At 48.7% G+C, this 17,143-nt stretch carries 16 protein-coding genes and 1 tRNA gene; 8 read left to right on the forward strand and 9 right to left on the reverse strand.

Features of this window, described 5'->3' with window-relative positions; all coding sequences use genetic code 11:
- The first annotated feature begins 52 nt into the window (after positions 1–52).
- The gene (locus tag Q0W94_RS10515) at positions 53–1,069 is read left to right on the forward strand and encodes a glycosyltransferase family 4 protein (protein WP_297758791.1); all 1,017 of its coding nucleotides are present in this window, start codon (positions 53–55) and stop codon (positions 1,067–1,069) included.
- Positions 1,070–1,254: 185 nt separating this feature from the next.
- Here Q0W94_RS10515 and Q0W94_RS10520 read toward each other — a convergent pair whose 3' ends face one another.
- Positions 1,255–2,064 (reverse strand): lipopolysaccharide assembly protein LapB, encoded by an 810-nt coding sequence (locus Q0W94_RS10520; RefSeq protein ID WP_297758794.1) that lies wholly within the window; start codon positions 2,062–2,064, stop codon positions 1,255–1,257.
- A 122-nt stretch (positions 2,065–2,186) separates the two neighbouring features.
- Here Q0W94_RS10520 and Q0W94_RS10525 point away from each other — a divergent pair, with 122 nt between their 5' ends.
- From Q0W94_RS10525 to Q0W94_RS10535, 3 genes are all read left to right on the forward strand, one after another.
- A complete protein-coding gene (locus Q0W94_RS10525; protein ID WP_297758797.1) occupies positions 2,187–2,414 on the forward strand; it encodes a hypothetical protein in 228 nt (75 codons plus the stop codon).
- 12 nt (positions 2,415–2,426) lie between these two features.
- Positions 2,427–3,452 (forward strand): ABC transporter permease, encoded by a 1,026-nt coding sequence (locus Q0W94_RS10530; RefSeq protein ID WP_297758800.1) that lies wholly within the window; start codon positions 2,427–2,429, stop codon positions 3,450–3,452.
- A gap of 72 nt (positions 3,453–3,524) precedes the next feature.
- Positions 3,525–3,962 carry a peroxiredoxin gene (locus Q0W94_RS10535; RefSeq protein ID WP_297758803.1) on the forward strand — a complete coding sequence of 146 codons (438 nt, stop codon included), beginning with the start codon at positions 3,525–3,527 and terminating at the stop codon, positions 3,960–3,962.
- A gap of 89 nt (positions 3,963–4,051) precedes the next feature.
- Here Q0W94_RS10535 and Q0W94_RS10540 read toward each other — a convergent pair.
- From Q0W94_RS10540 to Q0W94_RS10575, 8 genes are all read right to left on the reverse strand, one after another.
- A tRNA-Ser gene (locus tag Q0W94_RS10540) sits at positions 4,052–4,138 on the reverse strand.
- Positions 4,139–4,231: 93 nt separating this feature from the next.
- Positions 4,232–6,586: a polysaccharide biosynthesis tyrosine autokinase gene (locus Q0W94_RS10545; protein ID WP_297758806.1), complete on the reverse strand. Its 2,355-nt coding sequence runs from the start codon at positions 6,584–6,586 to the stop codon at positions 4,232–4,234.
- Positions 6,587–6,605: 19 nt separating this feature from the next.
- Complete coding sequence (locus tag Q0W94_RS10550; RefSeq protein ID WP_297758809.1) at positions 6,606–7,622, reverse strand: NAD-dependent epimerase; 1,017 nt, start codon at positions 7,620–7,622, stop codon at positions 6,606–6,608.
- 18 nt (positions 7,623–7,640) lie between these two features.
- Entirely contained in the window at positions 7,641–8,924 is a 1,284-nt protein-coding gene (locus Q0W94_RS10555; RefSeq protein WP_297758812.1) for a nucleotide sugar dehydrogenase, read from the reverse strand.
- Between the two features lies 1 nt (position 8,925).
- Positions 8,926–10,086, reverse strand: a complete 1,161-nt coding sequence (locus Q0W94_RS10560) for a glycosyltransferase family 4 protein (RefSeq protein WP_297758815.1) — start codon at positions 10,084–10,086, stop codon at positions 8,926–8,928.
- A gap of 19 nt (positions 10,087–10,105) precedes the next feature.
- Positions 10,106–11,155 (reverse strand): EpsG family protein, encoded by a 1,050-nt coding sequence (locus Q0W94_RS10565; protein ID WP_297758818.1) that lies wholly within the window; start codon positions 11,153–11,155, stop codon positions 10,106–10,108.
- Between the two features lie 420 nt (positions 11,156–11,575).
- Positions 11,576–11,824, reverse strand: coding sequence for a FeoA family protein (locus Q0W94_RS10570; protein WP_024124507.1), 249 nt, complete (start codon positions 11,822–11,824; stop codon positions 11,576–11,578).
- Positions 11,821–13,980, reverse strand: a complete 2,160-nt coding sequence (locus Q0W94_RS10575) for a CHASE2 domain-containing serine/threonine-protein kinase (protein ID WP_297758822.1) — start codon at positions 13,978–13,980, stop codon at positions 11,821–11,823. Before Q0W94_RS10575 ends, Q0W94_RS10570 begins: the two co-directional genes overlap by 4 nt.
- A 405-nt stretch (positions 13,981–14,385) precedes the next feature.
- Between Q0W94_RS10575 and Q0W94_RS10580 the strand changes: the two genes are divergently transcribed.
- The 4 genes from Q0W94_RS10580 (at position 14,386) to Q0W94_RS10595 (ending at position 17,134) form a co-directional block, all read left to right on the forward strand.
- Positions 14,386–15,426 (forward strand): LysR family transcriptional regulator, encoded by a 1,041-nt coding sequence (locus tag Q0W94_RS10580; RefSeq protein ID WP_297762424.1) that lies wholly within the window; start codon positions 14,386–14,388, stop codon positions 15,424–15,426.
- Between the two features lie 105 nt (positions 15,427–15,531).
- On the forward strand, positions 15,532–15,801 hold the full coding sequence (gene rpsO, locus Q0W94_RS10585; protein ID WP_024124510.1) for a 30S ribosomal protein S15: 270 nt from the start codon (positions 15,532–15,534) through the stop codon (positions 15,799–15,801).
- Positions 15,802–15,806: 5 nt separating this feature from the next.
- Positions 15,807–16,271: a PAM68 family protein gene (locus Q0W94_RS10590; RefSeq protein WP_297758825.1), complete on the forward strand. Its 465-nt coding sequence runs from the start codon at positions 15,807–15,809 to the stop codon at positions 16,269–16,271.
- Positions 16,272–16,561: 290 nt separating this feature from the next.
- A complete protein-coding gene (locus Q0W94_RS10595; protein WP_297758828.1) occupies positions 16,562–17,134 on the forward strand; it encodes a methanogen output domain 1-containing protein in 573 nt (190 codons plus the stop codon).
- Positions 17,135–17,143 lie beyond the last annotated feature (9 nt).

Genomic DNA, 17,143 nt, shown 5'->3' on the forward strand with positions numbered 1-17,143 from the left:
ACTGCAAGTGCTGACGCGGTATAGCCGAATGGGAGCCTCTAGCCGGCTGCGGATGATGCAGTTTGCCCCGATATTGGCCGAGCATGGCATCGAAACCTGTTTTAATCCCTTGCTGGACAATCGTTATCTTCGGGGGCTTTATGGCGGAACCTTGTGCTTCGGAGCTGCCTTTCGCAGCTATGCACGCCGACTGCGGGATTTAATTCGGTCCCGGAATGCGGATGTGATCTGGCTTGAAAAGGAGGCGCTGCCGTGGGTACCGGCCCTTGTCGAGCATGCATTAATGCCGAAAGGGGTGCCCGTGGTTACCGATTACGATGACGCACTTTTCCATCGTTACGATCAGCACCACAGTGTCCTTGTCCGCCACCTACTCGGACACAAGATCGACAAGGTCATGGCGCGATCGGCGCTAGTGATGGCCGGCAATCGCTATCTGGCAGACCGGGCCCTGGTGGCCGGTGCACCCTGGGTTGAGACTGTACCGACCGTCGTAGATATCACTCGCTATCAACCGAAACCGCTGGAAGCTCGGCAGGGGGAGGTGGTGATTGGCTGGATCGGTTCCCCCAGCACTTGGAACAACGATCTAAAGCCGATAGTGCCGCTTCTGACGGCCATTGCTCATGACTCTAAGGCACGGCTACATGTGATTGGTAGCCATGCTTTGCCCGATCTACATCCCCTAGTCAACATCATCCCTTGGGTGGAGGAAGAGGAAGTGGCACGCATCCAAGCGATGGACATTGGGATCATGCCCCTAACCGACACGCCTTGGGCGCGCGGCAAATGTGGCTACAAGCTGATCCAGTATATGGCCTGCGGCCTGCCTGTTGTCGCTTCACCGATTGGGGTTAACTGTGAGATTGTGGAACATGGGGTTAACGGTTTTCTGGCAAGTACACCTGCCGAGTGGCAAGAGGCGCTCAAAACCCTTATCGCAAACCCATCTTTGCGCGTCGAAATGGGGCTTGCTGGAAGGCGCAAAGTGGAAAGTCAATATTCTCTTCAGGTTTGGGGCCCCAGAGTTGCCGAATTGTTCTACAGAGTAGGGAAACCTAAAGCCTAATAGCTTCCCAAGGCTGTAGCGCTCTTCTCTCAAGTATTGCTACAGATCCAGACTACGGTTCGTCTTTCTTCAGTTCTGGACAATTGACTAGTTGGACATAGGGAGATATGAGCCAATCTAATGATCTTGGACCGTGGTCTTGGTTTTACGCCTCAGTCGACTGCCAGCCACTTCCGAGGTGTTTTTCAAGGCTGAGCCTTCTGAGCCGCCTGCTGAATGGCATCTTTATACTTGGCAGGAGCTAATTCCACCGCTTTAGCATAGAGGGAAGCCGCCTCGGTCTTTTTCCCCTGTTCCGTCAGTGCCATCGCTTGGGCAAGCACTGGGCGAAAATCGTTGGGATTTTCTTTGCCAAGATTTTGGAAAAGGGTTAGCGCCTCATCATACCGTTTTTGAGTCATATAGACATCGCCAAGGAGGAGTTGCACCGCCGTCACGTCCACGCTCCCCGGTTGGAGTTTATTGGCTTGCTCTGACCCTTGGAGGGTCTCTTCAATCAGACCAATGGCAGCTTGAGGACGATTTTCCTTGAGGTAGAGATCCACCAGAGCCCGCAGGGCATTGAGGTTCCCCGGCGATTTAGCCAGAACCCCTTGAAACGTTTGGGCAGCCCCCTCGCGATCGCCCGTTTGTTGTTGCGCTTGCCCTAGGAGAATGGCATAGTCTGTTTGTTCGGGTCGCTGAGCCGCCAACCGCCGCAGGGGGTCAATGATGCTGGCGATCTCTCCTTTGCCCAGTTGAATCAGCTGCAACCGCGCCAGCACTAAGCCTTCTAATGCTGTGGCATTGTTAGGTTCCCGCTCCAGCACCAATTGATAGCCCCTTTCTTGGGCTTGCAGCTCTACAACTTTGTCCCCAGCGGCAAGACTAGCCATAGGACTTGGGGTAGCTTGGGGTGGCGTAAAGGCACTAGTGAGCAGAGGCATCACAGAAATGGCAATGAAGGGAATCATCCCTAATAGCAACACGAACAGGGTGATCCATTTCTTGCGCATTTTGCCTCCTAACCAACGCTTCCCTTGCCAGTATGATTCTAGCCTAAGGGGCATGGTCATCATTGCCAATTTTCGTTTGGCTTCCCCTTGCTAAAATTTGAAAAATTCCTCGGAGAGCTGCCATGAGTGAACTAACGCCAGAAACCATCAATTGTGCAGAGGCCTGTGTCAATGGCTGTGTTTTGGGCGATCGCTGTCCTAACCGCAAGTACATTGCTGCTGCCAGCAAGTTTATGCATGAGACCCCCCTTGATCAGATTTTGCAAATTGCAGCAGATAGCTATCCGAAGCGCCTCTTGGCCTCAATTGAGCGCGATCGCCAGCGAGCAGCAAACCCAACCCAAGAATAACTCGAGCTGTTGATGTCTCGTCTGCGTGCATTGCTGGGGTACTTGCTCCTGCGACTTTTACTTGCGCCACTCATGCTGTGGACAATTGTCACCGTCGTCTTTTTGCTGCTGCGAGCCACGCCAGGAGATCCCGTGGATGCGATTTTAGGCCCCCGTGCTCCGGCGGCTGTAAAGGAGGCCTTGCGGCAACAATTGGGCTTGGCGCAACCCCTATGGCAGCAATACTTGAATTATTTAGGGCAGCTTCTGCAATTTGATCTGGGAACCTCCCTCACCAGTCAAGGGGAAGCAGTCACTAGTATCATTGCCAAGCATTTTCCGGCCACAGCAGAATTGAGCCTCGTCAGTCTGGCGATCGCCTTTGGCTTAGGAGTGCTCATCGGCAGTCTCGCTGCGGTTAAATCCGGAACTGCTTGGGATATGGCTGGCCGTCTCTTTGGCATCATCACCTATGCCTTGCCCCTCTTTTGGTTCGGGATGCTCCTGCAACTACTCTTTGCGGTGAATTTGCGTTGGCTTCCCTTGGGCAGCCGCTACCCCATCACCGAAACACCCCCCCAAGGCCCCACTGGGCTGTACATGCTTGATGCGCTCCTAAATGGCAATCTTCAGCAACTGGGAACTGCGTTTACCTACTTGCTTCTGCCGGCCCTCACCCTGGCAATTGTCCTGAGTGGCATCTTTGAGCGGATGGTGCGGGTCAATCTCAAGCAAACCCTCGTCGCTGATTATGTCGAGGCCGCCCGTGCCCGTGGCATCCCTGAACATCGCATTCTCATTCAGTATGCCCTCAAGAATGCCTTAATCCCTGTGATTACCGTTTTGGGCTTGACCCTTGCGAGTCTCTTGGGGGGAGCAGTGTTGACAGAGGTCACGTTTTCTTGGCCGGGGCTGGGCCAGCGACTCTACGAAGCCATTACACTACGGGATTATCCGACCGTGCAGGGGATTGTGGTGTTCTTCGCGGTGATTGTGGTCGCTGCCAGTATTCTCATTGACTTGCTCAATGCTTGGATTGATCCTCGCATCCACTACTAACTTTTTGGCGCATACCGATAGAATAAAGAACGAAACGACGTAACAAATCTTAAAGCTAGGAGGTTATGCATCATGGCTTTAGCGGTTGGTACACCTGCACCCCCCTTTACTGCCAAAGACACCCATGGCAATACCATTTCCCTCAGCGACTTTGCTGGCAAAACGGTGGTGCTGTACTTCTACCCCAAGGATGATACCCCCGGCTGCACTAAGGAGGCCTGTAGCTTCCGTGACAACTATGCCGCCTATCAGGACAAAAATATTGTTGTTTTAGGCGTCAGCACCGATGACGAAACCTCACACCAAAAGTTCACCGAGAAATTTAACCTCCCGTTCCCGCTGCTGGCGGATGTTGATAGGTCGATTATCAAAGCCTACGACGTGGATGGGGGCGGCTACGCCAAGCGAGTTACCTATGTGATTGACGGCAATGGCATTATTTCCCATGTCTATACCAGCGTGAAAACCGAGACCCACGCCACCGACATTTTGGCGGATCTTGGCTTGTAGGCCACTCCAATAAAGGCATCATTAATAAACATTAATAAAGTAATAGTGAGGCGGCTAGAGCAGCTCTGGCTGCCTTTTTGTTAATTGAACGGAGAGAGAGGGATTCGAACCCTCGGTGGCATCACTGCCACACTCGATTTCAAGTCGAGCGCATTCGACCACTCTGCCATCTCTCCCAGCATTCTTTATTTTGCATTCTTTATTTTAGCCTTAGTTCGAATGCCAAGGGCCAAGGAGTAGACGGCGACAGGTGAAGGATTAGCTGTTCTTCAGGCAGAGATCCCAGAGATCGAACTCATCTCTAAGTCAGTAGTCTGAGTTTGGAAGTTGCCAAACGCTTGGTTGGCCTTGGCTACATCATTCACCACAATCCCCAGAATCTTTTGCCGTAAACCCAGATCGCAGGCTTTCAGCACTTCGGCCAAGGCCTCCTGTCGTGTTTGCCTTAGGCGCACCACCAACAGAGCCCGCTCTAGTGCTGTCAGCACTCGATATGTATCCGCAGCAGCGAGGATCGCAAGGACATCAACAATCACGAAGTCAAAAGTTTCTTTAGTGCTGTCTAGGAAATCAAACCAGCGATAAGAACTAAACAGTGCCATGGGTTCCTGCTGCGCCTGACCTGCCGTCAATACCCAGAGTCCTTCAGTAGAATTGGCCAAAAGACTAGACCAGTGGGGCAGAGGCATTGTTCCCTGCAACAGTTCCCCTAAACCAGTGACGTTGGGAATGCCAAGAGCTTGATGGAGGCTTGGCTGGTGCAAATTGGCATCCACCAGCAAGACCCGCTTTCCCGTCGCCGCTGCCGCCAAAGCAAGATAAAGGGCAACGGTGGTTTGTCTTTCTTGACCACTGATGCCCATAATTGCTAAGGAGTGGGGTAACCCCAACGCTTCTAACTGCGTCAACAGGAAGTAAAAACTTTCCTTAAAAGCAGGACTTACCCCCGGCAAACGGTGCTGCAACCCCCACAATGTCAACGGTGTCTCTAAACGACTAAAGGCCAGTTGATCAAAGGCCTTGGTCACAGGAATCTGACCCAAAATAGGTAAGGGGGTCTGTTGGCGAATTCGCTCCACCTCTAGAAAGCGATCATCCAACCAATCCACGATCAGGGCAACCAGCACCCCAGAGACCCCCCCAAGCGCCAAAGCGATCAACAATGCTGTTGACAAACGCATGGTCAACTCATACCGCTTCAGATCGCCAATATCGGAAAGAAGCTTCCATGTAAAGTCGCGCTGGGCAATTTGGAGTTGCAGGTTTTGCCGTGTCTGCAATAGCAGTGCTAGGGATTCTAGTGTGGCTGCAAAACGTTGCTCAATTTTGCGGTAAGGGTTTGCAAGGCTTATCAGTCGGGATATTTCTGCTTCAGTTGCTTGAATTTGATTACTCAATTCCGTATCTGCTCTTTTGAGAGCTTCAAGCTCAATTTTTGCCTCTAGGTATTTCTCAATCAGGGAGCCAGAGACCGCACTTTCGTAACCAATTAAGGCTTCAGGGCGAGGAACTTGGTTCCGGTATCGAATCGTCATTTGTCGACCTTGGCGCTTAGCCTGAGCCAGTAGTTGCCGCTTTTTTTCCTCTAGGGCTTGAACTGTGGGCGATCCATCCGTTAACTTGCTCCGCTCTTCCACCAACTTTATTTCCGTTTCGGTGAGTCCCTCCAGTAATTTTTCATAAGTTTTCGAAGCAGCCAAGTTAGAAGCAGCTAATGCCTCATCAGGAGAGAGCTTTAACTGCGCCTTTAGGGAGTTAAATGCTTCCTGTGTAGATTCCAGTTTTACTCTATTTTCGTTTTTTTTAGATTCCAACTCAGTTAGAAGGCTAGCATAGAGCTGAAGTTCACTGATCTGAGAGACTAGAGTTTTAGAAGTCGCAGAAGGTATAGAATCAGGACGTAAAACTCGATTTTGATACCGGAACTCATTGAGTTGACTGTCAAGATCATCAATTTGACTAAGGGTCTTTTGAATTTCTTGGTTAACGTAGCGAAGATTATCTGATATTTGCTCTTGTTTTTGTGTCTCATTAAACTTTTTTAATTCCTCAGCAATGATTTTTAAGGCAGATTCTACCTTTGTTTTATCTTTGTCAATAAAAGTAATATTTACTATTTTTGAGCTACCTTTGCTAAGCAATTTTCGTTCTTCTTGATTCTTACTAATTCTTATGGACTTAAGAAACCTTTTATAGGAATATTTCTCTCGATCTAAATCGGGATTATCTTGAAGAAACTTTTCATAAATGGGTTGGAGGATGGTATCACTACTGAGTATCTGGACTAGTGTTTCTACATCCCCCTCCGTTGATCCTGATTCTAGAGGTAGAGGCAGAGGTGCAAGATCACGGATTAAATCTAACCTTGCCGCTGGTCGAGTACCTAAGGGTTTGATGGGTTCAACTTGCAGCAAAATGGAGTATTGATAGTTCCTCACAAAGAGGTAATAGTACCCCAAGTAGCTAATTGCAACAAATGCACCAACTAATGCAGCAACCGCTGAACGCCGCTTCAAACCTCGCAATAGTTCGTCAATGGTGACTTTGTCAATGGGTCGCGGCTGCCACAAACTCAGTTGTGAAGCTTCAGGGGAAAAGGACAGATGGTTATTTTCACTGGACATGGTGGACTCTCAAGAAATCTTAAAGACGATAGTAGTCACGATACCACTCCACAAACTGTTGTACACCAATCTCAACAGGGGTAACGGGTTCATAACCTGTATCTTCTTTGAGGGCGGTTACATCGGCATAGGTATCAGGCACATCTCCCGGCTGCAAGGGTAAAAAAGTTATGAGAGCCTTTTTGCCAAGGTACTGCTCCAAAAGCTCAATGTAGCGGAGAAGCTCAATGGGACGATGGGCGCCAATGTTGTACACTCGCCAGGGTGCTAAACTGGTGGCGGGATCTGGTGCTTCGCCACACCAAGCAGGGTTGGGGACTGCTGGCCGATCCAAGACGCGCAGAATACCTTCGACAATGTCATCAATGTAGGTAAAGTCACGGCGATGTTTCCCATAGTTAAAGACGGGTAGGGGTTCATTATTCAGGATGGCCCTAGTAAACTTAAACAGCGCCATGTCAGGGCGACCCCAAGGGCCATAGACGGTAAAAAAGCGCAGTCCCGTTGTCGGAATATTATAGAGGTGGCTGTAAGTGTGTGCCATGAGCTCGTTGGCCTTCTTGGTTGCTGCATACAGGCTCAGTGGATGATCAACGTTATCGTGAACGGAAAAAGGTAACTTTCTATTCGCGCCATAAACACTGGAACTACTGGCATAGACCAAATGCTCTACTTGGTGATGGCGGCAAGCTTCTAAAATGTGGAGAAAACCAACGATATTACTATCAATGTAGGCAAAAGGATTTTCTAAGGAATAACGCACGCCTGCCTGGGCTGCTAAGTGGATCACCCTTTGGGGAGAAAAATCTGCAAAGAGCTGGTTTACCCCTTGGCGGTCAACTAAATCAATTTTTCGGAAAATAAACTGACCTGGCTGGCTAGAAGCATTCAGGTGCTCTAAGCGAGATTTCTTAAGGTTGACGTCATAGTAGTTATTCAAATTATCCAATCCAATTACGCGATCGCCCCGCCGTAGGAGTGCTAGAGCCACCCCATGGCCAATAAATCCGGCCACACCGGTTACCAAAACATCCATCACTACCTCCTTGAAAACTTAAAGGCGTCCATCTGCATCTTCCTTGGACAACACCCACTTGACATCATACAGAGCACTTGGGGTTTTTAAGCAACGGCGAATTCCAGCAGCACCCAATTCACAAAATTGACGATGAGCAACTGCAATCACTGCACCATCCCAGTACTCTGGGTACAGCTCCTCAATCAGTGAAATGCCATACTCCTTTTTAGCCAATTCAGGATCAGCCCATGGATCATAAACATCTACTTGAACACCATAGTCTCGCAACTCGGAAATCACATCCGCAACACGTGTATTGCGAAGGTCAGGGCAATTTTCCTTAAACGTTAGACCCATGACGAGCACCCTTGCTTGTTGTGGATGAATTCCTTTTTGGATTAAAAGCTTAATAAACTGTTGAGCTACATAAATGCCCATATAGTCGTTAATTCGTCGGCCGGCTAAAATCAATTCAGGGTGATAACCGTAGGCAGATGCCTGATAGGTTAAATAGTAAGGATCTACACCAATGCAGTGACCACCGACTAATCCCGGACAGAAAGGCAAAAAATTCCACTTTGTTCCTGCGGCTGTTAGTACCTCTTGGGTGTCGATCCCTAAGCGATCAAAGAGAATAGAAAGCTCATTGACTAAAGCAATATTGATATCCCGCTGAATATTCTCAATGACCTTAGCAGCTTCTGCTACCCTAATTGAGCTACATCTATGGGTTCCTGCGGGTACAATTGAGGCATAGACCCGATCTACAATCTCTGCTACCTCAGGAGTTGATCCAGAGGTAAGTTTAACAATCGTAGTCAAACGATGCTCTTTATCTCCCGGATTCACACGTTCTGGACTATACCCTACAAAGAAATCTTGATTAAAAACAAGGCCAGAAGCTTGCTCAAGAATGGGTACACAGATTTCTTCAGTAACACCCGGATAGACAGTGGACTCATAAACAACAATACTGTTGCGGGGGAGAACATTACCGAGATGTTGAGAAGCAGTTTTAAGACATCCTAAATCAGGTACTTTATGATCGTCCACAGGAGTTGGAACTGCAACCACGAAAAAGGAGCATTCTCTCAAGTCTTGGATATTAGTTGTGTAATTTAAATATGAAGCACTTTTTAGCTCTTCAGAACTGATTTCGCCTGTGTGATCATAACCTTTGATGAGTTGGGATACTCGCAGAGAATTTAAGTCATACCCTAAAGTGGGGTATTTTTTGCCGAACTCCACTGCTAAAGGTAGGCCAACATACCCAAGGCCAATCACGGCAATTGAAAGGTTGCTATATTCTATTTGTAGCATTCTACTCTCCTAGTTCTTTCGCAAATAATTGGAGGTATTGAGCATTGATTTTTTTAACATCAAAATCTTCAACGGCCTTTAGGTAGCTATGATATCCCATTGTGTGAACTAACTCTGGTTGATGAACAAATGCTTCCATAGCTTTTGTTAGAGCATTAACATCACGCGGTGGAACTAGAAAACCATTATAGCCGTAAATAACGGTTTCGCGACAGCCTGGTGTATCTGTGGTGATAATGGCTCGGCCAACAGCCATGGCCTCCTGAATACTTCGAGGAATACCCTCTCGGTAGGAAGGGAGGACAAAAATACTGGTTTTGCCAAAATAGGTTTTACAATCCACAAAGCCAAACCATTGAATAATCCCATCATCAATGAACTTCTGAAGATCTTCTTTAACTAAAGATCCAGGATTGGTATCGAAGTCTCCCAATACCCAAAACTCAACTTTTGGATAGTTTGCTTTTAGGCGGGATGCTGCTTGCAGAAACTCCAAAACACCTTTCTCTCGGAGGAGACGTGCAGCTAGAGTAAAGACTAAAGGAGATGTAGGAGCAGGAGAAAAGTGCCACTCATTGAAGTTAACACCAGTACCTTTAATCAAAGCCACTTTATCGCCTGGCAGTTGGCATAGCTTCTTAATTTCAGCACAGTCATCTGAGTTTTGGAAAATTACTTTTGTTACTGATGGCAGAGTGATTTTATAAAGTAAAGCTAGTATATTTCGTATACATTTATCTCTCATCGAATCATTTATACAAAAGAAATATCCCAAGCCTGTAAACACTGCAAATCTTTTTTTAATTCCCAGGAGCTTGGCAGCAGTTAATCCCCAAACAATTGGCTTGGCAGTAAATGCAAGAATACAGAATGGATTAACTTTTTTAATAACACTCACCAAAGATACTAAAGTGCGAATATCATGAAATGGATTAACACTATTCCGCTCAAGGTAGAACTCATCAAAAGATGCCCCTAGTTCTAGGATTGCTCTTTTTTCTTTGTCTGAGGATACAGGAACAATACAGTGAACACTATAACCAGATGTAGTTAAGTCAATAATTAAATCCTTACGAAAGTTAATTAACATAGAAGCTTTATTACCAATGATAGCAAGTCTATAGCTTTCTCTATTATAAATATTAAGTGTTGATTCAGACATAGAATACCTTACAACTGTGCTATACGAATGGATACATACGATAGGGCAGCCAAGCAAAAGCATGATCTGCAAAATTGAGCCAAACCCATAGTACTGCAAAACTATAAGCAATAACAACTATTAGCCACTTGATAAATAGTTTCCAGCTCTTGTCTATAAATAGGTAGGGGAACTGACCAAGAACATAGATCTGAATAGGAATAAAATAAAGGCTGAGACGATCAGCTGCGGTACTGGAGCCAGTTAAGAGCAGCAGTGGGGATAAAATAGCTAACCAAGACATTGATAAATAAACTCTACTTGATAGCCTAAAAAAATTTCTAGCAGTATAGCGCTCCAGTAAAAATATAAGTCCTGGCAAAAAATTCATTAATAATCTGATAAGAGCACCGGAGGATTGCAGTTGTGCTTCAATATAAGAAGTTGAAAATGCCTGGAAAATAAAGTTTAAAGCAACAGTAAATAAAATAAATAAAAAAGATAGACTGATAATATTCAATACTTTTCTGTTCTCAATAGCAGTAATGATTTTTACAGTCAAAGGGATTAAGAGAATAAACACAGCAGTCTTATGCAGTAAAGTAGCCAGAAATAGGTTCAGCAAAAATGCAGTCAGTTTACCTTCAACTAAATAAACTAAGGCAATCATTTCAAAGCCAATTGCGCCGGATTGGCGTGTATATCCCATTGCAACAACAGTAGTTAGGTATGGAAATGCAACTAGTAAACCTGCATAAGAGTTTTTAATTTGGCGACAGAAGCAAAATAGACCAGATGTAAATATCAAGGCAACCACTGAGTTAACAAAGTAGATGTCTTGGTTCAGGGTTCCTGCTAGTTTGTTTATTAAATGATAACCAAAGTCCTTCAAAATTGCTTCTATGCCAAACCAGGACTGAGATTGTGCTTCATCGAATATGCGTAAGTAAGACCCCCAATCAGCACCAACTTCAAATCTTAGGCCAATGAATAAAACATACAAAAAAAACAGAAAAAAACCATACCATCTCGGTACTTGGAGAATCACTGGTATAGCTGTTAGGGCAAAAACAATGAAGTAGGGCAGCATGAAAGAGCCGTATTTACTTTAGCTATCTATATTACTTCAAGTGAGCTTGAAACATTGCCGCTATCTACAGTTTAGCCATCCACTCTTTGTTCTGGCTCTAGGGAACTTGAGTTGCTAAACCTATTCCCACCGAATGGCTAGCCAGTCCTAAAGGCTGCAGATCAAAGCACTTTAGGTGAGCAGCCACGCATTTGCTAACTGTGATCGCATCCTGATTCGGTTCGCTATCAGTATGTGGATAAGACTCGCCACTTCCCCTGCATCCGTGGCGATCGCGACAAAGCACCTCACCAGCCAAGGGTTCCCTGGTTTCCTTGGTACAATTCACCCCATGCCACACCATCAAGCGTGAGGAACAAAAGCCCAATGATTAATGGAATAGGCTGTCGCCAACAATCAAGAATGGGCATTTGACCATCTCTAAGGTGGGCCCAGCGGCTCCACGAGAATGGTGCCAGCATCCCCTGCCCGTATAGCTACATCCGTCAGGGCACCCACCCGGACGGCCAAGGTTTGACTGCAGGGGGCACGACGCAGCGGGGTGACAGTTTGACCGACCGTCAGGCCTACGGCCGCAAGGCGGCGCTGCCAAGCGGCTGTCCCGCCAATAGCAGTGATCCGCGCCGGGGTACCCAGAGGAAGGTCAGAGAGCAACACGGGGCAATTCATGGGCCTAAACGCCGTACCTCTTGAAGGGCTTCTTTTGCCGAGGGGTAGCGATCGCTAAAGTTAAATTTCACCATCTTATTGATCACTGCCGCTAAACCTTCACTGACTCTGACACACCGTTGCCAATCCAGTTCACCCGTGCGCGCATCTCGCGGTAGATCACGGGGCTTAATGCCCGTTAACGCCTGCAGGATAATCATGCCGACAGCATAAATATCACTGCTGAGGGTGGGCTGACCAGAGAGTTGCTCAGGGGGAGCATACCCCATCGTACCAATAACAACGGTACTCCCCTGGGCCTTCTCCACTTCTTGAGGTTGAATTTGCTTCACTGCCCCAAAGTCAATTAAGACCAGTTTGCGATCGCTGGCACGGCGAATAAGATTATCGGGCTTAATATCGCGGTGAATCACATAGTGACTGTGGACAAAATTCAAGACTTCTAAGATTTCCCGCAGGAGTTGGATGGCCTCGGCTTCCGTGTGTTTGCGTTTCAGTTCCTCACTCAGGGAGGCACCATCAATAAATTCCTGCACTAGATAGAATTCCCCATTTTCCTCCACATAGGCAAGCAAGAGGGGAATTTGATCATGGCGTCCTAGCTTTTCAAGGATTTCTGCTTCGGTATGAAAGAGTCGGCGCGCCACCTGCATAAACCGCTCGTCGGTGCGTCCCGGCCGCAGACGCTTGACGACACAGAGGGGGTTTCCCGGTCGCTGGGTATCCTGGGCCAAATAGGTGCAGCCAAAGCCCCCTGACCCCAAAACTTTTTGGATTTTGTAGCGACCACTGAGGAGGGAACGCGGTTTGCCAGTAATTTCTGTGGGTTCTCGCAGGGCTGCATTGAGGGCTGCTGTATCCTCAGACATTAAGGATCGCAACAGCGCCAAGGCTTTTTCTTGCTCCTGCACTTTTTTTTGGAAAGATCTTTGCTCCTGCTGCGCCTGATAGCTGACGTAACCTACCATCCCCACACTGCTGAGCACAAGGGCGATCGCCGGCGGCACCACAGGAATCCAGCCACTCGCCATGACAAAAATGCCAAAGCCACCACCAAAGAGGACAATGAGCCCCCCCACGACCGCGCCTCCCAACCACAGGGGTTGCCGCAGCCACCAGCCAAGGACACTCCCCACGCCAGCCCACAGGAGAATCCAGCCTAGCACCAGCGGCAGCGGCCAATACCAAATGGGACCTTCCCCTTCAAGGGCAGCCCTCAGGAATTGACTCACCATTTGCCCATGAACCACCACCCCCGGCATTTGCTGCGTCACCGCATCACTACCGCTATACGGGGTGAGGAAAGTATCCTTAATACTCGGCGCAGACACACCAATCAAAACCACGCGATCGCGAATGAGGTCTTCGCTCACCCGTCCACTCAGTACATCCGTTAGGGAAACCGTTGGCCCCACCGCGCCGCGTGAGTGGTACTTAAGGAGGGTTTGCATGCCGCGATCGTCCACCCCCACATAGCCACCGGCATCACTGGTAAGGAGGGGAAAATGCACATCATTCAGCGTCAAACCCCTGTCATCGAGTTTGATAGTTTGAGAGGGGTCTTGTTGTAGATAGCGCAGTGCCAACATCAGAGCAAAGGAAAAGGGCGTTGTACACCGCTGCGCCTTGGGATTGCTGATCACAAATAGGTTGCGGCGAATGACACCATCGCTATCGAGGGGAATATCCGCAAAACCCACACGGTCTGGCACCTGTGCTGGGGGAATACTTGGTGGCGGGGGCACCTCGGGTTGTTCCACTGTTTCGCCCGCTGATTTGCACACTGGAATAATGCGTGGGTTGATACGAATCATGTTTTGCAGCTCATCGTGGCCGGGGGGCTGGGGCAAATCACGGAAAATATCCAAGCCAATGGCACGTGGGCTGGCGGCATTGAGGCGGGCGAGAAGTTCTGCCACAGTGGCATCCGGCAATGGCCACGTTTTTTGGGCTTGAATGTCCTGCTCCGTCACCACCACCGTCAGGATGCGGGAATCAGGATCACGAGCGGGTTGCGATCGCACATAAAAGTCATACAAACTCAGTTCCGACGGCTGAAGCAGTCCCAATTGGCGCACACCGATCACCACAGCAGCCGCCCCTAGAGTCGTGGCAAGAACTGGCATCGGCAGCCATTTTGGCCAAGGGTAGGACACGATTTCAACTCCTCGGGCAATTGTCCAGCGGCTCCCCAAGAGCAACGCTAGACCGATTTTAGCTTTATCGGCAGAAAGCCCAGCGCTGTATTGGTGAATGCTGCTCGAGCAACAGGGTATGGCTTTAAGAAGCGGCCAGTGCAAGCACATGCTCGCGCGGTGCTAGATGGGCGATCGCTCGCTCCACAGCCCAGTAATGTAACAAAACAATGTAACAATTTGTAACAAAAATCAGCAATCGCGCGGGGAAAACCCAACCCTTACAATAGGTTTCAGACGTGCTATTTTGCGTTACTGGCACGCCAAGCTCAGCTTTCTTGTGCGGGGATACATATCATATTGGGCATGATTCCTGATAAGTTCAGAAAAACGCCTCTTGGTGGCACGCCTATGGCCTCAATGCCTATGTCCGAACTGCCCTTTTCCCTTGATCAATTGCGAATCCTCAAGGCGATCGCCCTCGAAGGAAGTTTTAAGCGAGCCGCCGACAGCCTCTACGTCTCCCAACCCGCAGTGAGTTTACAGGTGCAAAACCTTGAGCGCCAACTGGATGTTCCCCTATTTGACCGGGGGGGGCGCCGCGCCCAACTCACCGAAGCTGGACAGCTCCTACTGGCCTACGGCGATCAAATTCTCTCCCTGTGCCATGAAGCCTGCCGTGCCATCGAAGACCTGCAAAAATTACAGGGGGGTACCCTGATCATTGGGGCAAGCCAAACCACCGGCACCTACCTGATGCCCCGCATGATTGGGCTATTTCGCAGCAAATATCCCGAAGTCGCTGTTCAGCTACATGTGCATTCCACCCGCCGCACCTGCTGGAGCTTGGTCAATGGTCAAATTGATCTAGCGATTATTGGCGGTGAAGTTCCCTCAGAACTGAGTGAGCAAATCACGGTTACCCCCTACGCGGAGGACGAACTGGCACTGATCTTACCTGTGGATCATCCCTTAGCGAGTGCCGAAACCCTCACCAAAGAAGACTTGTATAAGCTGAGCTTTATTGCTCTGGATGCCCAATCCACCATTCGCAAGGTGATTGATCAAGTCCTTCAGCGCGCCAACATTGACCCTCGCCGCCTCAAGGTAGAGATGGAGTTAAATTCCATCGAGGCGATTAAAAACGCCGTGCAGTCGGGCCTGGGGGCTGCCTTCGTCTCCATTTCCGCCATTGAGAAGGAGTTACAACTGGGGAGCCTACGGCGGATCGGTATCGAAAATGTGGTGGTGAAACGTACTCTATCGCTGATTACCAATCCCAATCGCTACCGATCGCGGGCAGCGGAGGTCTTCTGCCGTGAAATTCTCACTCAATTTGCCACCTTCGCCATCGATACAGAACTGACAACGGCCAAACCGCCCATCTCCGATAGTGAAAAGCCCCTTAAGGAACTGCTGACGATCGCCCCCCTTGAGGAAAACAGCACCAATGTCAGTAATTCTTAGGGCAGAGCAGGACCAGCCCAGGGGCAGAAGAGTCCCCTCACGGGAGTTTATTATTTCGAAAAATCGGAGTATGATAGTAGATCGCGCTGTTCATAACGGATGACCATGGCCCTGCAACACGACGTCAAACAAGAAATTATCAACACCTACCAGATCCACGGTACGGATACTGGCTCTGCGGATGTCCAAGTTGCTATCCTTACAGAGCGGATCAAGCAGCTTTCTGAGCATCTCAAGGTGAATAAAAAAGATCACGCCTCTCGCCGAGGACTCCTGAAAATCATTGGCCGTCGCAAGCGGCTATTGGCCTATATCCATCGCCACGATCCCCAACGCTATCATCAACTCATTGAACGTCTGGGAATTCGGGGTTAAAGACAATGGCAAAACGGTCGGATCTGCCTTTTGAGCCTAAAAAGAAAAAAGGAGCAACCAATTCTGCTAAAGCTCCTGCTGCCGCAGCCGTCCGTTCTAAGGCCCCAAAATCCTCAGCCAAGCAAGCCAAAAAAAGTACAGGTATTCCAGAAATTGTCAGCCAACGGATGGTCACTCGGATGGCAATCTTCTGCGGTACCCCCACCCTCTTGGGACTGATGACATTTCCCCTCAGCTATTTCATTGTCCATGAGGGCTGGTTCAAGTTGCCCAATGTGGTCGTTGTCATTGCTAGTCTCAGTCTTTTTGGCCTTGGGGCCCTGGGGCTAAGCTATGGGATTCTTTCTGCCTCTTGGGATGAGCACGAGCAGGGAAGTTGGCTCGGCTGGCGAGAATTCCGCACCAATTTTGGTCGTGTTGTCGAGAGTTGGCAAGCCTATCAGGGCGAGCGATCGCAAAATGCTGAATAGTCGAACGGGTGCGATCGCTGATTCGCATATGCTGCTCTAGCTAAGTTTAATTCCAATGTCTAATCAAGAAAATATCAAGAATTTTTAGGAATTTTTAGCAATTTGTGTAGATTTTTCATTCTAATCTGGCGATTATTATAACCTTGTAAGTTTATATTGGCCATCAATTCCTATAGTTACCCCCTTTCGCCAATAACTGGGAGCTTCCTGCCAACATCCGGCGCTCTCGGCATGGCCAACAGCAAAGGGTGCTAGAATCGCCCAAACCCTGTTCCCCTCGGAGAATCCCTATGACAGCAAATGAAATGTTCCGAGCTGAGGCCTACACAAACGTGGGAAATTTGCCCATTGACCTACAGTCCTCTAGCTTTCTGCAAAATTTCCTGGGATTAGTGGCAGAGACCCTTGAAGATATTGTTGGGCTGGATGATGCTTCTGGCTTTATTGCCCTTGTGGGACAGCAAATGGGCAATCACATCAACAAGCTTTACACCCAAGCCCTCGGCGATCGCCCCCTTGATGCTAAGACAGTGGCTCAAATTCTTGTAGATCTCAAAAATCGTATTGAAGGGGGATTTTTCCTGATTGAGCAAGATGAGGAGCGCATTATTTTAGGGAATCAGCGTTGCCCCCTTGGCAGTGGTGTGATTGGTCATCCCTCATTGTGCATGATGACCTCAAGTGTCTTTGGCGTCATTGTGGCGCACCACTTGGGCTATGCCAAGGTTTGTATTGAAGCGGCGATCGCCAATGGAGATCAAGGGTGCCGCGTCGTGATCTATACCCAACCCACTGCTGCTGCCGCTGCTGCCAAAGGACGAGAGTATTATCCGGTTGAATCACATGAGGCCGGTCTAAGCTAGGCAAGTAGT

The sequence above is a fragment of the Thermosynechococcus sp. genome (genome assembly GCF_025999095.1).
GTDB lineage: Bacteria > Cyanobacteriota > Cyanobacteriia > Thermosynechococcales > Thermosynechococcaceae > Thermosynechococcus.

Coding starts and splice junctions, on each gene's coding strand:
- Q0W94_RS10590 (WP_297758825.1), top strand. CDS start 15,807: ATGGCAAAACGGTCGGATCTGCCTTTTGAGCCTAAAAAGAAAAAAGGA.
- Q0W94_RS10520 (WP_297758794.1), bottom strand. CDS start 2,064: ATGCGCAAGAAATGGATCACCCTGTTCGTGTTGCTATTAGGGATGATT.
- Q0W94_RS10530 (WP_297758800.1), top strand. CDS start 2,427: ATGTCTCGTCTGCGTGCATTGCTGGGGTACTTGCTCCTGCGACTTTTA.
- Q0W94_RS10580 (WP_297762424.1), top strand. CDS start 14,386: ATGTCCGAACTGCCCTTTTCCCTTGATCAATTGCGAATCCTCAAGGCG.
- Q0W94_RS10555 (WP_297758812.1), bottom strand. CDS start 8,924: ATGCTACAAATAGAATATAGCAACCTTTCAATTGCCGTGATTGGCCTT.
- Q0W94_RS10560 (WP_297758815.1), bottom strand. CDS start 10,086: ATGTCTGAATCAACACTTAATATTTATAATAGAGAAAGCTATAGACTT.
- Q0W94_RS10565 (WP_297758818.1), bottom strand. CDS start 11,155: ATGCTGCCCTACTTCATTGTTTTTGCCCTAACAGCTATACCAGTGATT.
- Q0W94_RS10535 (WP_297758803.1), top strand. CDS start 3,525: ATGGCTTTAGCGGTTGGTACACCTGCACCCCCCTTTACTGCCAAAGAC.
- Q0W94_RS10570 (WP_024124507.1), bottom strand. CDS start 11,824: ATGAATTGCCCCGTGTTGCTCTCTGACCTTCCTCTGGGTACCCCGGCG.
- Q0W94_RS10550 (WP_297758809.1), bottom strand. CDS start 7,622: ATGGATGTTTTGGTAACCGGTGTGGCCGGATTTATTGGCCATGGGGTG.
- Q0W94_RS10515 (WP_297758791.1), top strand. CDS start 53: ATGATGCAGTTTGCCCCGATATTGGCCGAGCATGGCATCGAAACCTGT.
- Q0W94_RS10525 (WP_297758797.1), top strand. CDS start 2,187: ATGAGTGAACTAACGCCAGAAACCATCAATTGTGCAGAGGCCTGTGTC.
- rpsO (WP_024124510.1), top strand. CDS start 15,532: ATGGCCCTGCAACACGACGTCAAACAAGAAATTATCAACACCTACCAG.
- Q0W94_RS10545 (WP_297758806.1), bottom strand. CDS start 6,586: ATGTCCAGTGAAAATAACCATCTGTCCTTTTCCCCTGAAGCTTCACAA.
- Q0W94_RS10595 (WP_297758828.1), top strand. CDS start 16,562: ATGACAGCAAATGAAATGTTCCGAGCTGAGGCCTACACAAACGTGGGA.